This is a genomic window from Amycolatopsis sp. NPDC021455 (assembly GCF_040640995.1).
Taxonomy (GTDB): Bacteria; Actinomycetota; Actinomycetes; order Mycobacteriales; family Pseudonocardiaceae; genus Amycolatopsis.
Map to the genome: position 1 here is coordinate 1 of NZ_JBFACT010000039.1, position 12,696 is coordinate 12,696.

Sequence of the window (12,696 nt, forward strand, 5' to 3'; positions counted from 1 at the left end):
GGCCGGTCGACAAACGCCCCAATGTGGCGTTCGGTGCGTCCAACGCACCCAATGTGGCGTTCGGTGCGTTGGACGCAACCAACGCCACATTGGGGCGCATCGGTGGGGCGGGGTTAGGCCGTCGTGCGGCGGGTGCCGTCGCCGAGGGGTTCCGTCCGGCCCGCCGCGTCGAGGCGTTCCAGCAGGGGGATCATCACGCGGCGGGTGCTGTCGAGGGCCTTGCGGGCCGCCGACACCGTGAACGGCTGCGGCAGCCGGCGCAGCTCGGCCACCGCCCGCTCGTCCGCGTCCGGGCCGAGCACGACGCCTTCCGCGACCGCCGTCAGCCGGCCGAGCCGGACGGCCGCGGCCAGTTCCCGCCTGCCGAGGCCCAGCGCCCGCAGCTCGTCCGCCTCCGGCGCGCGGAACGGGTGTTCCGCGAGCTGCTTCGCCACCTTTTCCAGGGCCTTTTCGACGGCCGGGGTGAGGCCGGCGCCGGGCCGCCGGACGAGCCCGCCCGTCACCTCCAGGCCGGTGCCCGCCAGCATCGGGACGACCAGGTCCGCGGCGGGCAGGCCGAGCCGTTGCCGCAGGGCCTCCACCGGCACGCCCGCGGCCGTGCCGTCCCACGCGCCCACGATCGCGGCGGCCTCCGCGCGCACGGCGGCGAACCGCTCCGGGTCCGCGCACCAGTCCCCCACCCGCTCGCCCGTCTCCGGCAGGCCCAGCACGGCGAAGTCCCCGGCGGGGACGAAACCGTTGCGGCGCAAGTAAGTCCAGGCCAGGTCGGGTCCGGCCAGCTCCCGGCCGCGCGCCCGGGCCGCGCCGCGGCGGGCCAGCGGGGGCGGCTGGACGTCGAGGACGTCGAACCCGGCGGGGATCCGGTGCTCGCCGGGGTCGCGCAGGAGGCCTCGATCGCCGACGCGCAGCGGCAGCGCGGTCGTCGTGGCCAGCCGGGCGGTGTCCGTCCCGAGTGGACGGACGCGGACCGGCACCGCCGCCGTCCCCAGGTGGACGACGAGGTACCGGTGCAGGTCCGGGGCTGCCGCGCCGCGCAACCGGACGTCGAACTCCGTCGTGGTGCGCCAGCGGCCGGGGGTGAGCAGGACGTCGCCGCGCCGGACGTCGGCGCGCGGGATGCCGCGCAGGTTCACCGCCACCCGGGCCACCGCCTCGACGCGGTCGCGGGGTTCGCCGAGCGCCTGCAGGCCGCGGACTTTCACCCGCGCGTCACCCAGCCCCAGCGCGTCGCCCACGGCGATCGCGCCGGCGGAAAGCGTGCCGGTGACGACCGTGCCCGCGCCGGACACCGTGAAGGCGCGGTCGATCCACAGCCGGACGTCGGCGCCCGTGTCGGGCGGCGGCAGTCCGGCGGTCAGCTCGCCGATCGCCGCGCGCAGCTCGTCCAGGCCGGCGCCCGTGGTGCCGCTGACGGCGACGCTCGGCACGGCACCCAACGACGTCGCCGCGATCTCCCGCAGGGCGACGGCCGTCGCGGCGGCCGGGTCGGCCCGGTCGGCCTTGGTGACGACGAGCAGGCCGCGGTCGGCGCCGAACGCGTCCAGCGCGGCGAGGTGCTCGGCCGACTGGGGCATCCAGCCCTCGTCGGCGGCGACGACGAACAGCACCGCCGGCGCCGGGCCCGCCCCGGCGAGCATGTTCGGCACGAACCGTTCGTGGCCCGGCACGTCCACGAACGCGACGTCCTCGCCGCCGATCCGGGTCCAGGCGAACCCGAGGTCGATGGTGAGCCCGCGGCGGCGTTCCTCGGCCCAGCGGTCGGGTTCCATCCCGGTCAGCCGCCGCACGAGCGTGGACTTCCCGTGGTCGACGTGCCCGGCGGTGACGATCACCCGCATCGGCGGACGGCTTCCAGCAGCTTCGCGTCCTCTTCCGGCCGCACGGTCCGCAGGTCGAGCAGGCAGCGATCCTTCACGACCCGGCCGGCCACCGCGGGCTCGCCCGTCCGCAACGCGGCCGCGTACCGGGCGGGCAGGCTCACCGCGACACTCGGCAGTTCGACGCCGGGCGCTCCCCCGCCGCCGACGGCCGCCACCGAGTCCACTGCGCGAGCGTCGACGTTCTCGAGTGCCCTGACCAGGGTTTCGGCTCGCTGCCGGAGTGTCTCGACCGGCGCTTCGAGAGCGGCGCGCACCGGCGGTTCCGGCCCGCGCAAGGTCGCTTCGAGCGCGGCCAGGGTGAGCTTGTCGACGCGCAGGGCCCGCGCGGCGGGGTGCCGCCGCAGCCGTTCGACGACGGCCGCGTCGCCCAGCAGCAGACCGGCCTGCGGGCCGCCGAGCAGCTTGTCCCCACTGGCCGTGACGACCGTGGCGCCCGCCCGCAGCGCGCTCGCCGCGTCCGGCTCGTCCGGCAGCAGCGGGTGCGGGGCGAGCAGGCCGGAGCCGACGTCGGCGACCAGCGGCACGCCGAGGCCGGCCAGCTCGCCGAGCGCCGCTTCCGAGGTGAACCCGGTGACCCGGTAGTTCGACGGGTGGACCTTGAGCACGAACCCGGTCCCGGGGCCGATCGCGGCGGCGTAGTCGCGGACCGACGTCCGGTTCGTGGTGCCGACCTCGCGCAGCCGCGCGCCGGCCGATTCCAGGAGGTCCGGGATGCGGAAGCCGTCGCCGATCTCGACCAGCTCGCCCCGGCTGACGACGATCTCCCGGCCGGGGGCCAGCGCGAGCGCGCAGAGCAGCAGGGCGGCCGCGTTGTTGTTGACCACGTGGACCGCGCCGGCGTCCGGCACGGCCGCTTTCAACGCCGCCAGCGCGCCACGGCCGCGGCGGGCCCGGTCGCCGGTCGCGAGGTCGAATTCGACGTCGGTGGCGCCACCCGCGGCGACGAGGGCGTCGAGCGCGGCCGCCGAAAGCGGCGCCCGGCCGAGGTTGGTGTGCACGACGACCCCGGTCGCGTTGACCACCGGCCGCAGCGAGGACGCGCTCGCCGGGAGCCGCGCCAGCACCACTTCGACGACGTCGGCCGGCGTGACCTCCCCGGCGCGCGCCGCCCGCTGGACCTCGGTGACCACGGACTTCACCAGGTCCCGCCCGAGCGCCCCGGCGGCCTTGGCGATCCGGGGCTCGGCCAGGACCGCGTCGGTCCGCGGGATCGCGCGGCGCGGGTCAGGCATGGCGGAGGCGGACGGGAATCGAACCCGCCAGCGGCAGGACCTGCCGTTCGACGGTTTTGAAGACCGCGCCGGTCACCAGGCCGGATACGCCTCCCTGCACCATGGCAGCCATCCTGCCAAGTCCGTCGCGGGTGGGCAGGATGAAATGGTGGATTACCGGCTGACGCAGTACGCGCACGGCGGCGGCTGCGCGTGCAAGATCCCGCCCGGCGAACTGGAAGCGGCCGTGGCCGGGCTGACCGGTCCGGCGCCCGCCGATCCCGCGGGCGAGCTGCTCGTCGGCCTCGACACCGGCGACGACGCGGCCGCGGTCCGGATTTCCGGCGGCACCGCGCTCATCGCCACGACGGACTTCTTCACCCCGGTCGTCGACGACGCCTACGACTGGGGCCGGATCGCCGCGGCCAACGCGCTTTCCGACGTCTACGCCATGGGCGGCACGCCGGTGGTGGCGGTCAACCTGCTCGGCTGGCCGCGGGGGACGCTGCCGTTCGAGCTCGCCGCCGAAGTGCTGCGCGGCGGCCTCGACGTCTGCGCGAAGGCGGGCTGCCACCTCGCCGGCGGGCACAGCATCGACGACCCGGAACCGAAGTACGGCCTGGCCGTCACCGGGATCGCCGACCCCGCGCGGCTCCTGCGCAACGACGCGGGCCGCGCCGGCCTACCGCTGACGCTCACCAAGCCGCTCGGCGTCGGGGTGCTGAACTCGCGGCACAAGGCCACCGGGGAACGGTTCGAGCAGGCGATCGACGCGATGACGACGCTGAACGCCTCGGCGTCCCGTGCCGCGCTCGCCGCCGGGGCCGTGTGCGCCACCGACGTCACCGGCTTCGGCCTGCTGGGCCACCTGCACAAGCTGGCGCGCGCGAGCGGGGTCACGGCTCGGGTGGACCCGGCGGCCGTGCCTTACCTCGACGGCGCGCGCGAAGCCCTGCGCGACGGGTACGTCAGCGGCGGCACCCGGCGCAACCTCGACTGGGTGCGCCCGCACGCCGACCTGTCCCGGATCTCCGAAGACGAAGCGCTGCTGCTGGCCGACGCACAGACTTCCGGCGGCCTGCTGGTCGCCGGGGAACTGCCGGGGCACCCGGTGATCGGCTCGCTCGAGCCGCGGTCGGGCCACACGATCGTCGTGGGCTGAGTTTCTTCGCCCGCCGCGCCGGGTACGCGGGGGAAGAGACGAACAGGAGGTGTGCCATGCCCGCTCCGGACCGGACCAGCCTGGAAGAGCACCTGTCGGAGACCGAGTACCCCTGCGGCCGCGAGGAGCTCCTGCGGCGGGCGGCCGCGGCGGGCGGCGGCGACTCCGTGCTCGGCCCGCTCGGCGGCCTGCCGGACGGCGACCGGTACGAAAACTTCGACGCCGTCTGGGAGGCGGTGTCCGCCAAGCACATCGGCGGGGCGCCTTAACCGAGCCGCTCCACGGCGTCGCGCGCTTCCGCGAGACCGGCGCCGGTGCTTTCGCGGTAGGCCTTGATCGCCTGGATCTTCTTGCCCTGCCGCAGCAACGCCGTCACCTCGGCCAGTTCCGGCTCCACGACGGCGACCCCGAGCCGGTCGGCGATCGCGTCGAGCTTCCGTTCCACCCGCGCGAGGCGGCGGTCGACCCGGGTCAGCCTGCGGTCCGTGGCCGACGACCCCAGCGCGACGACCACGACCAGCACGACCACCCCGAGCAGCAGCATCCCGTAGTCCATGACCCGGCATGCTACTTCCGGAAACTGTCGGTGGGCGCGGTTAAGGTGAGCCCATGACCACGCTGACCGACCGTCCGAACACCGCCCTGCTCGTCGTCGACGTGCAGAACGGTGTCATGAAGGCGTCCGTCGACGCCGAAGCCGTCATCGCCAACATCGTGACGCTGGTGGAAAAAGCCCGCGCGGCGGGCACCGAGGTGGTGTGGGTGCAGCACACCAGCGAGGAGCTGCCGCGCGGGACCGAAACCTGGGAGTACGTGCCGGAACTGGCGCGCCGCGAGGCGGAACCGCTGGTGCACAAGACCTACGGCGACTCGTTCGAGGACACCGACCTCGAAGAGGTACTGGCGGCCCGCGGCATCGGCACGCTGATCGTGGCGGGCGCCCAGACCGACGCGTGCATCCGCTCGACCCTGCACGGCGCGATCGCCCGCGGCTACGACGCGACCTTGGTCGCCGACGCGCACACGACGGAGGACCTGTCGGCGTACGGCGCCCCGCCGCCGGAGCAGGTCATCGCGCACACGAACCTCTACTGGCAGTACCAGACCGCGCCCGGCCGGACGGCGGGCACGGTGCGGACCGCCGAGGTGGAGTTCGGGGTGAAGGCACCGGTCTGAGCGCGCCCCCGGCCCGCCGGGGGAACCGTCACCCGGCGGGCCGGGCCCCGCGCAGATGGTCGCGCAGGGCCCGCGCCACCCGGGCCATCAGCACGTCCGCCTCGGGCTGCAGGACCGCCGGGACCCGCGACTCGGTCAGCGCCACCACCGCGAACACGCCGCCGTCGGAGTGTTCGACGACACCGGCTTCGTGGCGCAGGTTCAGCAGCGTGCCCGTCTTCGACGACCAGCGAGCCGCGTCGGAGGCGAAGTCCGGCGTGAGCCGGTGGCGGAGGACGTTGTTCGCCATCAGCTCCCGCACGCCCGCGGCCACCGACGGGTCGATCTTCGACGGCGTCCACAGCGCCTGCAGCAGGTCGAGCAGCGCCCGCGCCGACGCGGCGTTCGCGCGCGTGACGTCGAGCTGGGCGAGCCGGTGGCCCTGGCCCGCGGTCGCCGCGCCGATGGCGAGCGCGTGCGCCAGATCGGCCTCGCCGGCGTCGAAGCGTTCGGCCGGGGTCTCGACGAGGTCCCGCATGGGGTGACGCACGGCGACGCCACCCAGCCCCCACTCGCCCAGCATCCGCGTGACGTCGGCCGGCGGCGTCAGGCCGAAGAGGACGTCGGCCGCCGCCCCGTCGCTCAGCGCCGTGCTGAGGTAGAGCAGGTCGTCGACGGCGAGGCGGGCCGGGTGCCGGAACCGGGTCAGCCCGATCGGCCCCGGTGTGGTGACGCCGCCGGGCGCCACCTCCAGCTGTGCCGCGCCGTCCAACTCGCCCCGGCGGATGCGCTCCAGCGTCGCCGCCGCCAACGGAACCTTGGCCAGCGAAGCGATCGGGTACTCGCGGTCCGGGTCGATCCCGAGCTCGGCACCGGATCGCAGGTCGCGGACCAGGAACGACCCGCGCAGCCCACCGTCGTCGAGCTCGGCCCGCAAGTCCCGGACCAGCGCCTCGGCGGTCATGCGCCGGCTCCGAGGCAGCGTCCGACGGCCTCCCGCAGCACCGTGCCCAACCGGTCCGCGTCCTCGCCCAGCGCCGCCGCGACACCGTAGCCGCGGGCGAGGGTGAGCTCACCGAGGGGCCGCCAGCTCACCCCGAGCTCCCCGGCCTGCGCGGCCGAGCACAGCAGCAGGTCCGCCGAGGCGAAGACCTCCGCGGCCGCCGAGGTGAGCGAGCCGGCCACGGCGACCTGCGCCGGGGACAGCCCGACGGCGTCGCGGACCCGCAGCACCCGGTCGCGGACGTGCGGGACGTCGTCCTCGGGCTGGATCCAGACGCGTCGCCGCGGGACGGCGGACCGCCCGGTCCGCAACGTCTCCAGGTACGCGATCCGGCCGGGCGGCGGTGTGACCGCGGCCAGGCCCAGCGGCACGGACCACGCTCCTTCCTCGGCCGGCACGGCGGTGAGCGCGGCCCGCACCTCGCCGGTGCGGACGAGCTCGGCCCGCTCTGCCGGCGCCGCGGCCCGGAACTCCAGGTGGATCCCCAGCTCACGGGCTTCGGCGGCGAGCTCGGCGAGGGCCCGCACCCCGCAGGTGCCCGGCACGGCCACTCGCATCGGCCGCAGCTTGGCGCGCCGCGCGTCGTGTTCCATCGCGTCGGCCAGCCGTACCAGCCGCTTGGCCGAGGGCAGTACGTCCCGCCCGAACGGGGTGAGCCGCGCCCGGCGGGTCGAGCGGTCGAAGAGCCGTTCGCCGAAGTGCCGTTCGAGTGCGGCGATGCGCCGGCTGGCGACCGGCTGCGGGATGCGGGCGAGCGCGGCACCCGCCGTGAAACTCCCCGTCTCGCTCACGCTCACGAACGCCCTGCAGCCACCGATCAGGTCCACGACCTCACTTTATGCGATTCCGGCATCGAACTGTCTGTTTCCGTCTTGGACGGCATGACCGGACTCGGCGAGACTGCGGATGTCGATCAAGACCGGAAGGAAGTCCTGTGCCGTTCCCCCGCGTCCGGCTGGCCGCGCTCGCCGCGCTGGCCCTCGTGCCGCTCACCGCCTGTACCGCCGAAGCCCCGGCTCCGGCCCCCACCCCGGCGGCACCGGCGCCGGCCACCATGGCGCCGCGACCGGACTTCGCCCCGCTCGAACGCGACTTCGACGCCCGCCTCGGCGTGTATGCCCTCGACACCGGCACCGGCCGCGAGCTCGCGCACCGCGCCGACGAGCGCTTCGGCTACGCCTCGGCGCACAAGGCGTTCTCCGCCGCCGCCGTCCTCCAGCGCACCAGCATCGCGGGGCTGGCGAAGGTCCTGACCTACACCCGAGCCGACGTGCAGGCGAACTCGCCGGTCGGCGAGAAGCACGTCGAGAGCGGGTTGTCCGTGCGCGACGCCATCGACGCGGCGTTGCGCTACAGCGACAACACCGCCGCGAACCTGCTCTTCCGCGAACTGGGCGGGCCGGCCGGGCTCGCCGCCGCGCTGCGCGGGATCGGCGACACGACCACCCACGTCGACCGGATCGAGCCCGGCCTCAACGACCTCGCGCCGGGCGACGTCCGGGACACCAGCACCCCGCACGCGATGGCGGCCGACCTGCGCGCGTTCCTCCTCGGCACCGCGCTGCCGCCGGAGCAGCGGGCCTTGCTCACGGACACGATGCGCGCCAACCTGACCGGCGGCGCGCTGATCCGCGCGGGCACGCCCGCCGGCTGGACCGTGGCCGACAAGACCGGCACCGGCGAGTACGCGACGCGCAACGACATCGCGGTCGTCTGGCCGCCCGGGCGGGCGCCGATCGTGCTGGTGGTCATGTCCGACCGGAAGACCGAGCACGCCGGCCACGACGACCGGCTGATCGCGCGGGCCGCGAAGCTGGCACTCGACAGCTTGCGCTGAACCCGGGGCTAACGACCGCCGAACCGCCGCCGCACTTCCGCTTCGACGTCGTCGAGCCACCCGGCCCGCCGCCGCTCGCCGGCGTCGGCCACCACGCGCAGCACCATCCGGCTCACCTGCGGCTCCCCGAGGTACGGCGCCAGGCAGCGCCGCCAGATCGCGTCGAGCGGATCGCCGAACAGCGTCCGCTCGCGCTCCTCGGTCGTGTCGGAGGTGTTCACGACCAGCAGCTGCCGGAGGGCGAGCAACGATTCCGGCGCGCCACCGGCGTCGTCGAGCCGGTACGCCACCCCGGGCACGAGGATCCGGTCGAGCCAGCCGCCGAGGATCGCGGGTGGCTTGCCCCACCAGTTGGGGTGGATCGCGACGAGCCCGGTGGCGTCACGCAGCTCGTCACGATGCCGGCGCACCAGCGGGTCCGGGGTGGCGGCGAGGAACTCCTCCACCCGGGTCCCGCTGGTGTAGGCCTCGTCCGCGGTCAGCACCGGGTCGAAGCCTTCGGCGTACAGGTCGTGGAACCGCACCGGCCGCCCGGCGCCGGTCAGCGTGTCGCGGACGCGTTCGGCCAGCGCGTGGTTGAAGCTGCCCGGCCGCGGATGGGCGAGCAGGACCACCACCGGACCGTCCATGCCCGTCGCCGCCCCCGTTTCACCCCGCGTTGGCCAGCAACCCCGGCCCTGCCGGGGCACTCCGCATCAGGCAAGGATGGCACGGCATGCCGCGCAGCCCGTCGAGCACCTCGGCTTCGCCGGGGAAGATCGACTCGCCGCACAGCGCCGTCAGGTGCTCGGGCACCGGGCCTCTCGGGACGGGGATCAGGTGGCAGACGCGTCTGCTTTCGCCGACGACACCTCGGCGCAGCCGCACCAGCGCGAGCATCCCACCGTTCTCACCCATAGCCGAAAAGTAGGCCGAACGGGCGATCAAGGCTTCGTGCCCGCGGCCCGAAGATCTTCCCCGCCGGTGGTCCCCGGCACCAAAGTCACGCCGGGGACAGCACCGCCGCGCCCAGCCGCCGGCAGAGGTTGAGGGCCAGCTCGACGTCCAGCCGCCCTTCGCCGAGCCCGTGCGGCAGCAGTTCCTGCGCCTTGCGGACGCGGTACTGCACGGAGTTCTTGTGCATCGTCAGCTCGGCGGCCGACGCGGTGTAGCTGCCGCCGGAGGCGAGGAACACCCGCAGGGTCTCGCGCAGCCGCGCGCAGTTCTCCTCGTCGGCGGCGAGCGGTCCGAGCGTGCTCGCCACCCAGAGCCGGGCCGCGTTCAGGTCGCTCGTCATCAGCGCCACCGTGCCGACCTCCCGGAAGGTCAGCACCCGGTCGCAGTGCTCGCCGGCGGCCAGCGCCAGCGCGTGCGCCCGCTTGGCCTGCTGGTGGGTGTCACGGAAGCCGCCGACGCCGGTGCCGGGTTCGCCGACCGTGACGCGGACCCCGGAATCGGTTTCCGCCAGCACCGCGTCGACGTCCTCGCGCCGGACGACGACGCCCGGCGGGAGCGGCAGCCACACCCAGGCACCGGCCTCGTCACGGGGGACGAACAACGGCCGCCCCTGCCCGCCGACGCGCTCGAACACCGCGCCCGCCACCGACTCCAGCACCGACAGCACGTCCTCGGCGAAAGCTTCCGCCGCGTGCCAGACGATCATGCCCACGTGCGTCCCGCGCAGCCGGTACCCGATCACCGCTTCGGCCGCGTCGACGTCGGGCGGGCCGCCGTTCTCGCCGAGCAGCTCCAGCACCTTCGCCGCCCGCGCGGCGCTCCGGTTGAGCAGCCACCGGTCGCGTTCGTCCTGGTAGACGCCGACGAGCTGGCGCACCACCCGCGTGATGAACTCGTACGCGACGCGCAGCAGCTTCCGCATGATCTCCCCGAGCAGGGCCGCGTCGTCGACCAGCCGGGTGCACTCCTGGAACCCGAAGTCGAGCATCGCGGCCTGACCGAGGTCGTAGGCGAGGATCAGGTCGAACACCGGCGTGCCGCGCTGCGCCAGCCGGCGCGCGTACTCCACGGCCGCGGCCGGCGGCTCGACCGTCGCCGGGTCGATGCCGTGCCGGAAGATCTGCAACGCGGTTTCGATGTTCTGGTAGACGCTCGACGACAGCAGGCTCACCATGCGCTCGTCGTCGTTGACCAGCTGCGGCAGGTCCGTCGCGTACAGCTGGACCAGTTCTCCGGTGAGTTCGCCCGCGCGGCCCGCGAGGGTGGCGGCGATCTGCCGGATGCGCTCCCAGACGACTTCTTCGTCCACCATGGAGCCACCCTACGGGGTGATGGATCATGCCGGTCCGCCGTGCCACCCTCACCGAATCGCCACTACGCCGATCGGCGGCCCGAATTCCCCGATGAACACACTCGCGGGAATAATCGGAAACATTCCCGAAACTTACAGCGGACCGGTTTCCACACCGGTCTGGACCACCCCGAACAAGATCACCCGAACGGCGGATCATCTCGCTACACAAGGCGGTTTACCTGGCCTTTCGACGAATCCAGGTCGCAGTGGACACGGTTGTGCAATTCGTCGAAATTTCCATGAATGGTCCGTTCGGAGGTGTCACTTTTCCCGACTACCGGTATATCTGAAAACCCCTCACCCGCGACCGGCGAACGCCGGTCCGCGCGATGCCCCGCACCCGCCCCCGGAGGCACCAATGCACCGCCTGGACCTCGCCCGCGAGCACGTCATCGGCCTGTACCGCATCGTCATCGGCTTCCTGTTCGCCTGCCACGGCCTCAAGACGCTGTTCGGCCTGTTCGGCGCGAAGGCTCCCGCCGCCGTCGGGACCTGGCCCGGCTGGTGGGCCGCGGTCATCCAGCTCGTCTGCGGGGTGCTGGTCTGCGTCGGCCTCGCGACCCGGCCCGCCGCAGTGCTCGGTTCCGGCTCGATGGCCTACGCCTACTTCGCCGTGCACCTGCCGACCGGCCTGTTCCCGATCCAGAACGGCGGCGAAGCGGCCGCCCTGTTCTGCTGGGGCCTGCTCATCGTCGCGTTCGTCGGCCCCGGCCGCTTCGCGCTCGGCAACCTGCCTGTCCTGCAACGAGGTTCGCAGCCGACGCGGGCACGCGCCACGGCCTAGGAACCCGGGGATGCGCCCCAATGTGGCGTTGGTTGCGTTGGACGCACCGAACGCCACATTGGGTGCGTTGGACGCACCGAACGCCACATTGGGGCGCTCGTCCCGAACGTCAGGCGAGTTGCGACGCGGGCACGCGCCACAGCTTAGGAGCGGGAGATCCCGACACCGCTGCGCGCGTCGGGGCCGTACTTCGCCAGCTCCTCCGCCAGGTCGAGCCGGCCGATGCTCTTGGCCCGGTCTTCGTCCGTCAGCAGCGCGCGCGGGATGATCCAGACGACCTCGAACTCGATGCCGTCGGGATCCTTGGCGTACAACGACTTCGTGGTGCCGTGGTCGGAAGAGCCGACCAGCGCGCCGGCCTCGGTGAGCCGGGCGGCGAGCCGCTCGAGGTCGCCGAGGGTGTCGACCTCCCACGCGAGGTGGTACAGGCCCACCGACGTCCGGCCGGCGCCGGAATCGGCGGCGGCGGCGCCGATCTCGAACAGGCCCAGGTCGTGGTCGTTGGTCGATCCGGGCGCCCGCAGGAAGGCCGCGCCGCGGTGGGCGTCACCGCCGTCGATGTACCCGAAGCCCAGCACGTCCCGGTAGAACGCGACACTTTCGGCCAGGTTCCTGACGTACAGGACGGCGTGGTTCAAGCGGAAGATCGACATCGGTGCTCCAGGCCCGCGCGGGGCGGGTCAATCGGTTGAAGTTTCAACTTAAGGCTAGGCGCGCCTCTCCGGCCGGTCAACCCACCAGCGACGACACCCACAACCGGCCGAGCCAGGCCGAATACCGCTCGTCGGGCCACCCGCGGCACTCGACGAGCCGGTGCCACAGCGTCCCGTCCGTCGTGGACCACAGCACGTCCCGGCATTCGTCCTCGGCCACCGCCAGCTGCCCGGTGGCCGCGGCCGCCCGGGCGTGCTCGGCCATGGACACCAGCCGCTGGCGGTCGATCTCGGCGAGCATCGCCGCCGCCGCGACGTCGCTCGCCGCCGCGCCGCGCACGGCGAGGTGCAGCCGCGCGGTCCGCCGCATGGTCGCGGTGTTGAACACGGCGAACGCGGTCAGCCGGGTCCGCAGGTCCGGCTCGGCGAACAGGGCCCGCACCTCCGGCCGCTCCAGCAGCGGCACGTCCCGGTCGTCCCCGCCCACCGCGACGTCCCAGGCGCGGTGCAACAGCGCGGGCTTGTTCTTGAACGCGGAATAGACCGTCTCGGGCGCCACCCCGGCCTCGGCGGCGACGTCCGCGATCGTCGTCCGGCCGTAACCCCGGGTGACGAACAGCTCGTGCGCCGCGGCCAGGATGCGCCGCCGGTTCTCCCTCGCCTGCTCCTGCCGGCGGCTCGAGTCGTACCGGCGCTTGACGGGCCCGCTCATCCGATACAT

At 73.9% G+C, this 12,696-nt stretch carries 15 protein-coding genes and 1 tRNA gene; 5 read left to right on the forward strand and 11 right to left on the reverse strand.

Annotated features, from left to right (window positions below; all coding sequences use genetic code 11):
• Positions 1-113: 113 nt before the first annotated feature.
• The 3 genes from AB0G28_RS32115 to AB0G28_RS32125 form a co-directional block, all read right to left on the reverse strand.
• Positions 114-1,838 (reverse strand): SelB C-terminal domain-containing protein, encoded by a 1,725-nt coding sequence (locus AB0G28_RS32115; protein ID WP_361097551.1) that lies wholly within the window; start codon positions 1,836-1,838, stop codon positions 114-116.
• The gene (selA, locus tag AB0G28_RS32120; RefSeq protein ID WP_361097554.1) at positions 1,829-3,112 is read right to left on the reverse strand and encodes an L-seryl-tRNA(Sec) selenium transferase; all 1,284 of its coding nucleotides are present in this window, start codon (positions 3,110-3,112) and stop codon (positions 1,829-1,831) included. The genes AB0G28_RS32115 and selA overlap by 10 nt, the downstream gene beginning before the upstream one ends.
• Positions 3,112-3,206, reverse strand: a tRNA-Sec gene (locus tag AB0G28_RS32125). Before AB0G28_RS32125 ends, selA begins: the two co-directional genes overlap by 1 nt.
• Before the next feature lie 54 nt (positions 3,207-3,260).
• On the opposite strand from AB0G28_RS32125, the gene selD reads away from it, so the two are divergent.
• The gene (gene selD, locus AB0G28_RS32130; RefSeq protein ID WP_361097557.1) at positions 3,261-4,253 is read left to right on the forward strand and encodes a selenide, water dikinase SelD; all 993 of its coding nucleotides are present in this window, start codon (positions 3,261-3,263) and stop codon (positions 4,251-4,253) included.
• 56 nt (positions 4,254-4,309) lie between these two features.
• Positions 4,310-4,522 (forward strand): DUF2795 domain-containing protein, encoded by a 213-nt coding sequence (locus AB0G28_RS32135; protein WP_361097560.1) that lies wholly within the window; start codon positions 4,310-4,312, stop codon positions 4,520-4,522.
• Here the strand turns inward: AB0G28_RS32135 and AB0G28_RS32140 are convergent.
• The gene (locus AB0G28_RS32140; protein ID WP_093946609.1) at positions 4,519-4,809 is read right to left on the reverse strand and encodes a ribosomal protein L7/L12; all 291 of its coding nucleotides are present in this window, start codon (positions 4,807-4,809) and stop codon (positions 4,519-4,521) included. The genes AB0G28_RS32135 and AB0G28_RS32140 overlap by 4 nt on opposite strands.
• 53 nt (positions 4,810-4,862) lie before the next feature.
• Here AB0G28_RS32140 and AB0G28_RS32145 point away from each other — a divergent pair, with 53 nt between their 5' ends.
• Positions 4,863-5,429 (forward strand): cysteine hydrolase family protein, encoded by a 567-nt coding sequence (locus AB0G28_RS32145; RefSeq protein WP_361097564.1) that lies wholly within the window; start codon positions 4,863-4,865, stop codon positions 5,427-5,429.
• A 28-nt stretch (positions 5,430-5,457) separates the two neighbouring features.
• Here the strand turns inward: AB0G28_RS32145 and AB0G28_RS32150 are convergent, their stop codons facing one another.
• Positions 5,458-6,372, reverse strand: a complete 915-nt coding sequence (locus tag AB0G28_RS32150; RefSeq protein ID WP_361097567.1) for a serine hydrolase — start codon at positions 6,370-6,372, stop codon at positions 5,458-5,460.
• Positions 6,369-7,238: a LysR family transcriptional regulator gene (locus AB0G28_RS32155; protein WP_361097570.1), complete on the reverse strand. Its 870-nt coding sequence runs from the start codon at positions 7,236-7,238 to the stop codon at positions 6,369-6,371. The genes AB0G28_RS32150 and AB0G28_RS32155 overlap by 4 nt, the downstream gene beginning before the upstream one ends.
• Positions 7,239-7,345: 107 nt before the next feature.
• Between AB0G28_RS32155 and bla the strand changes: the two genes are divergently transcribed.
• Complete coding sequence (bla, locus tag AB0G28_RS32160; protein WP_361097573.1) at positions 7,346-8,248, forward strand: class A beta-lactamase; 903 nt, start codon at positions 7,346-7,348, stop codon at positions 8,246-8,248.
• 8 nt (positions 8,249-8,256) lie between these two features.
• Here the strand turns inward: bla and AB0G28_RS32165 are convergent, their stop codons facing one another.
• From AB0G28_RS32165 to AB0G28_RS32175, 3 genes are all read right to left on the reverse strand, one after another.
• Positions 8,257-8,877 carry an NAD(P)H-dependent oxidoreductase gene (locus AB0G28_RS32165; RefSeq protein ID WP_361097576.1) on the reverse strand — a complete coding sequence of 207 codons (621 nt, stop codon included), beginning with the start codon at positions 8,875-8,877 and terminating at the stop codon, positions 8,257-8,259.
• 19 nt (positions 8,878-8,896) lie between these two features.
• Positions 8,897-9,145: a hypothetical protein gene (locus tag AB0G28_RS32170; RefSeq protein WP_361097579.1), complete on the reverse strand. Its 249-nt coding sequence runs from the start codon at positions 9,143-9,145 to the stop codon at positions 8,897-8,899.
• An 85-nt stretch (positions 9,146-9,230) separates the two neighbouring features.
• Positions 9,231-10,496: a helix-turn-helix domain-containing protein gene (locus AB0G28_RS32175; protein WP_361097582.1), complete on the reverse strand. Its 1,266-nt coding sequence runs from the start codon at positions 10,494-10,496 to the stop codon at positions 9,231-9,233.
• 400 nt (positions 10,497-10,896) lie between these two features.
• Here AB0G28_RS32175 and AB0G28_RS32180 point away from each other — a divergent pair, with 400 nt between their 5' ends.
• Positions 10,897-11,322, forward strand: a complete 426-nt coding sequence (locus tag AB0G28_RS32180; protein WP_361097585.1) for a DoxX family protein — start codon at positions 10,897-10,899, stop codon at positions 11,320-11,322.
• A 143-nt stretch (positions 11,323-11,465) separates the two neighbouring features.
• On the opposite strand, the gene AB0G28_RS32185 is transcribed toward AB0G28_RS32180, so the two are convergent.
• Together AB0G28_RS32185 and AB0G28_RS32190 are read right to left on the reverse strand one after the other, a co-directional pair.
• On the reverse strand, positions 11,466-11,975 hold the full coding sequence (locus tag AB0G28_RS32185; protein ID WP_361097588.1) for a VOC family protein: 510 nt from the start codon (positions 11,973-11,975) through the stop codon (positions 11,466-11,468).
• Positions 11,976-12,051: 76 nt separating this feature from the next.
• The gene (locus AB0G28_RS32190) at positions 12,052-12,687 is read right to left on the reverse strand and encodes a helix-turn-helix domain-containing protein (RefSeq protein ID WP_361097592.1); all 636 of its coding nucleotides are present in this window, start codon (positions 12,685-12,687) and stop codon (positions 12,052-12,054) included.
• Positions 12,688-12,696: the final 9 nt, after the last annotated feature.

What these genes read in the sequence shown, in the direction of transcription:
- AB0G28_RS32140 (WP_093946609.1), bottom strand. Translation starts at nt 4,809, where the DNA reads ATGGACTACGGGATGCTGCTGCTCGGGGTGGTCGTGCTGGTCGTGGTC.
- AB0G28_RS32170 (WP_361097579.1), bottom strand. Translation starts at nt 9,145, where the DNA reads ATGGGTGAGAACGGTGGGATGCTCGCGCTGGTGCGGCTGCGCCGAGGT.
- AB0G28_RS32150 (WP_361097567.1), bottom strand. Translation starts at nt 6,372, where the DNA reads ATGACCGCCGAGGCGCTGGTCCGGGACTTGCGGGCCGAGCTCGACGAC.
- AB0G28_RS32185 (WP_361097588.1), bottom strand. Translation starts at nt 11,975, where the DNA reads ATGTCGATCTTCCGCTTGAACCACGCCGTCCTGTACGTCAGGAACCTG.
- AB0G28_RS32135 (WP_361097560.1), top strand. Translation starts at nt 4,310, where the DNA reads ATGCCCGCTCCGGACCGGACCAGCCTGGAAGAGCACCTGTCGGAGACC.
- AB0G28_RS32190 (WP_361097592.1), bottom strand. Translation starts at nt 12,687, where the DNA reads ATGAGCGGGCCCGTCAAGCGCCGGTACGACTCGAGCCGCCGGCAGGAG.
- AB0G28_RS32145 (WP_361097564.1), top strand. Translation starts at nt 4,863, where the DNA reads ATGACCACGCTGACCGACCGTCCGAACACCGCCCTGCTCGTCGTCGAC.
- AB0G28_RS32180 (WP_361097585.1), top strand. Translation starts at nt 10,897, where the DNA reads ATGCACCGCCTGGACCTCGCCCGCGAGCACGTCATCGGCCTGTACCGC.
- AB0G28_RS32165 (WP_361097576.1), bottom strand. Translation starts at nt 8,877, where the DNA reads ATGGACGGTCCGGTGGTGGTCCTGCTCGCCCATCCGCGGCCGGGCAGC.
- selA (WP_361097554.1), bottom strand. Translation starts at nt 3,112, where the DNA reads ATGCCTGACCCGCGCCGCGCGATCCCGCGGACCGACGCGGTCCTGGCC.
- AB0G28_RS32115 (WP_361097551.1), bottom strand. Translation starts at nt 1,838, where the DNA reads ATGCGGGTGATCGTCACCGCCGGGCACGTCGACCACGGGAAGTCCACG.
- AB0G28_RS32175 (WP_361097582.1), bottom strand. Translation starts at nt 10,496, where the DNA reads ATGGTGGACGAAGAAGTCGTCTGGGAGCGCATCCGGCAGATCGCCGCC.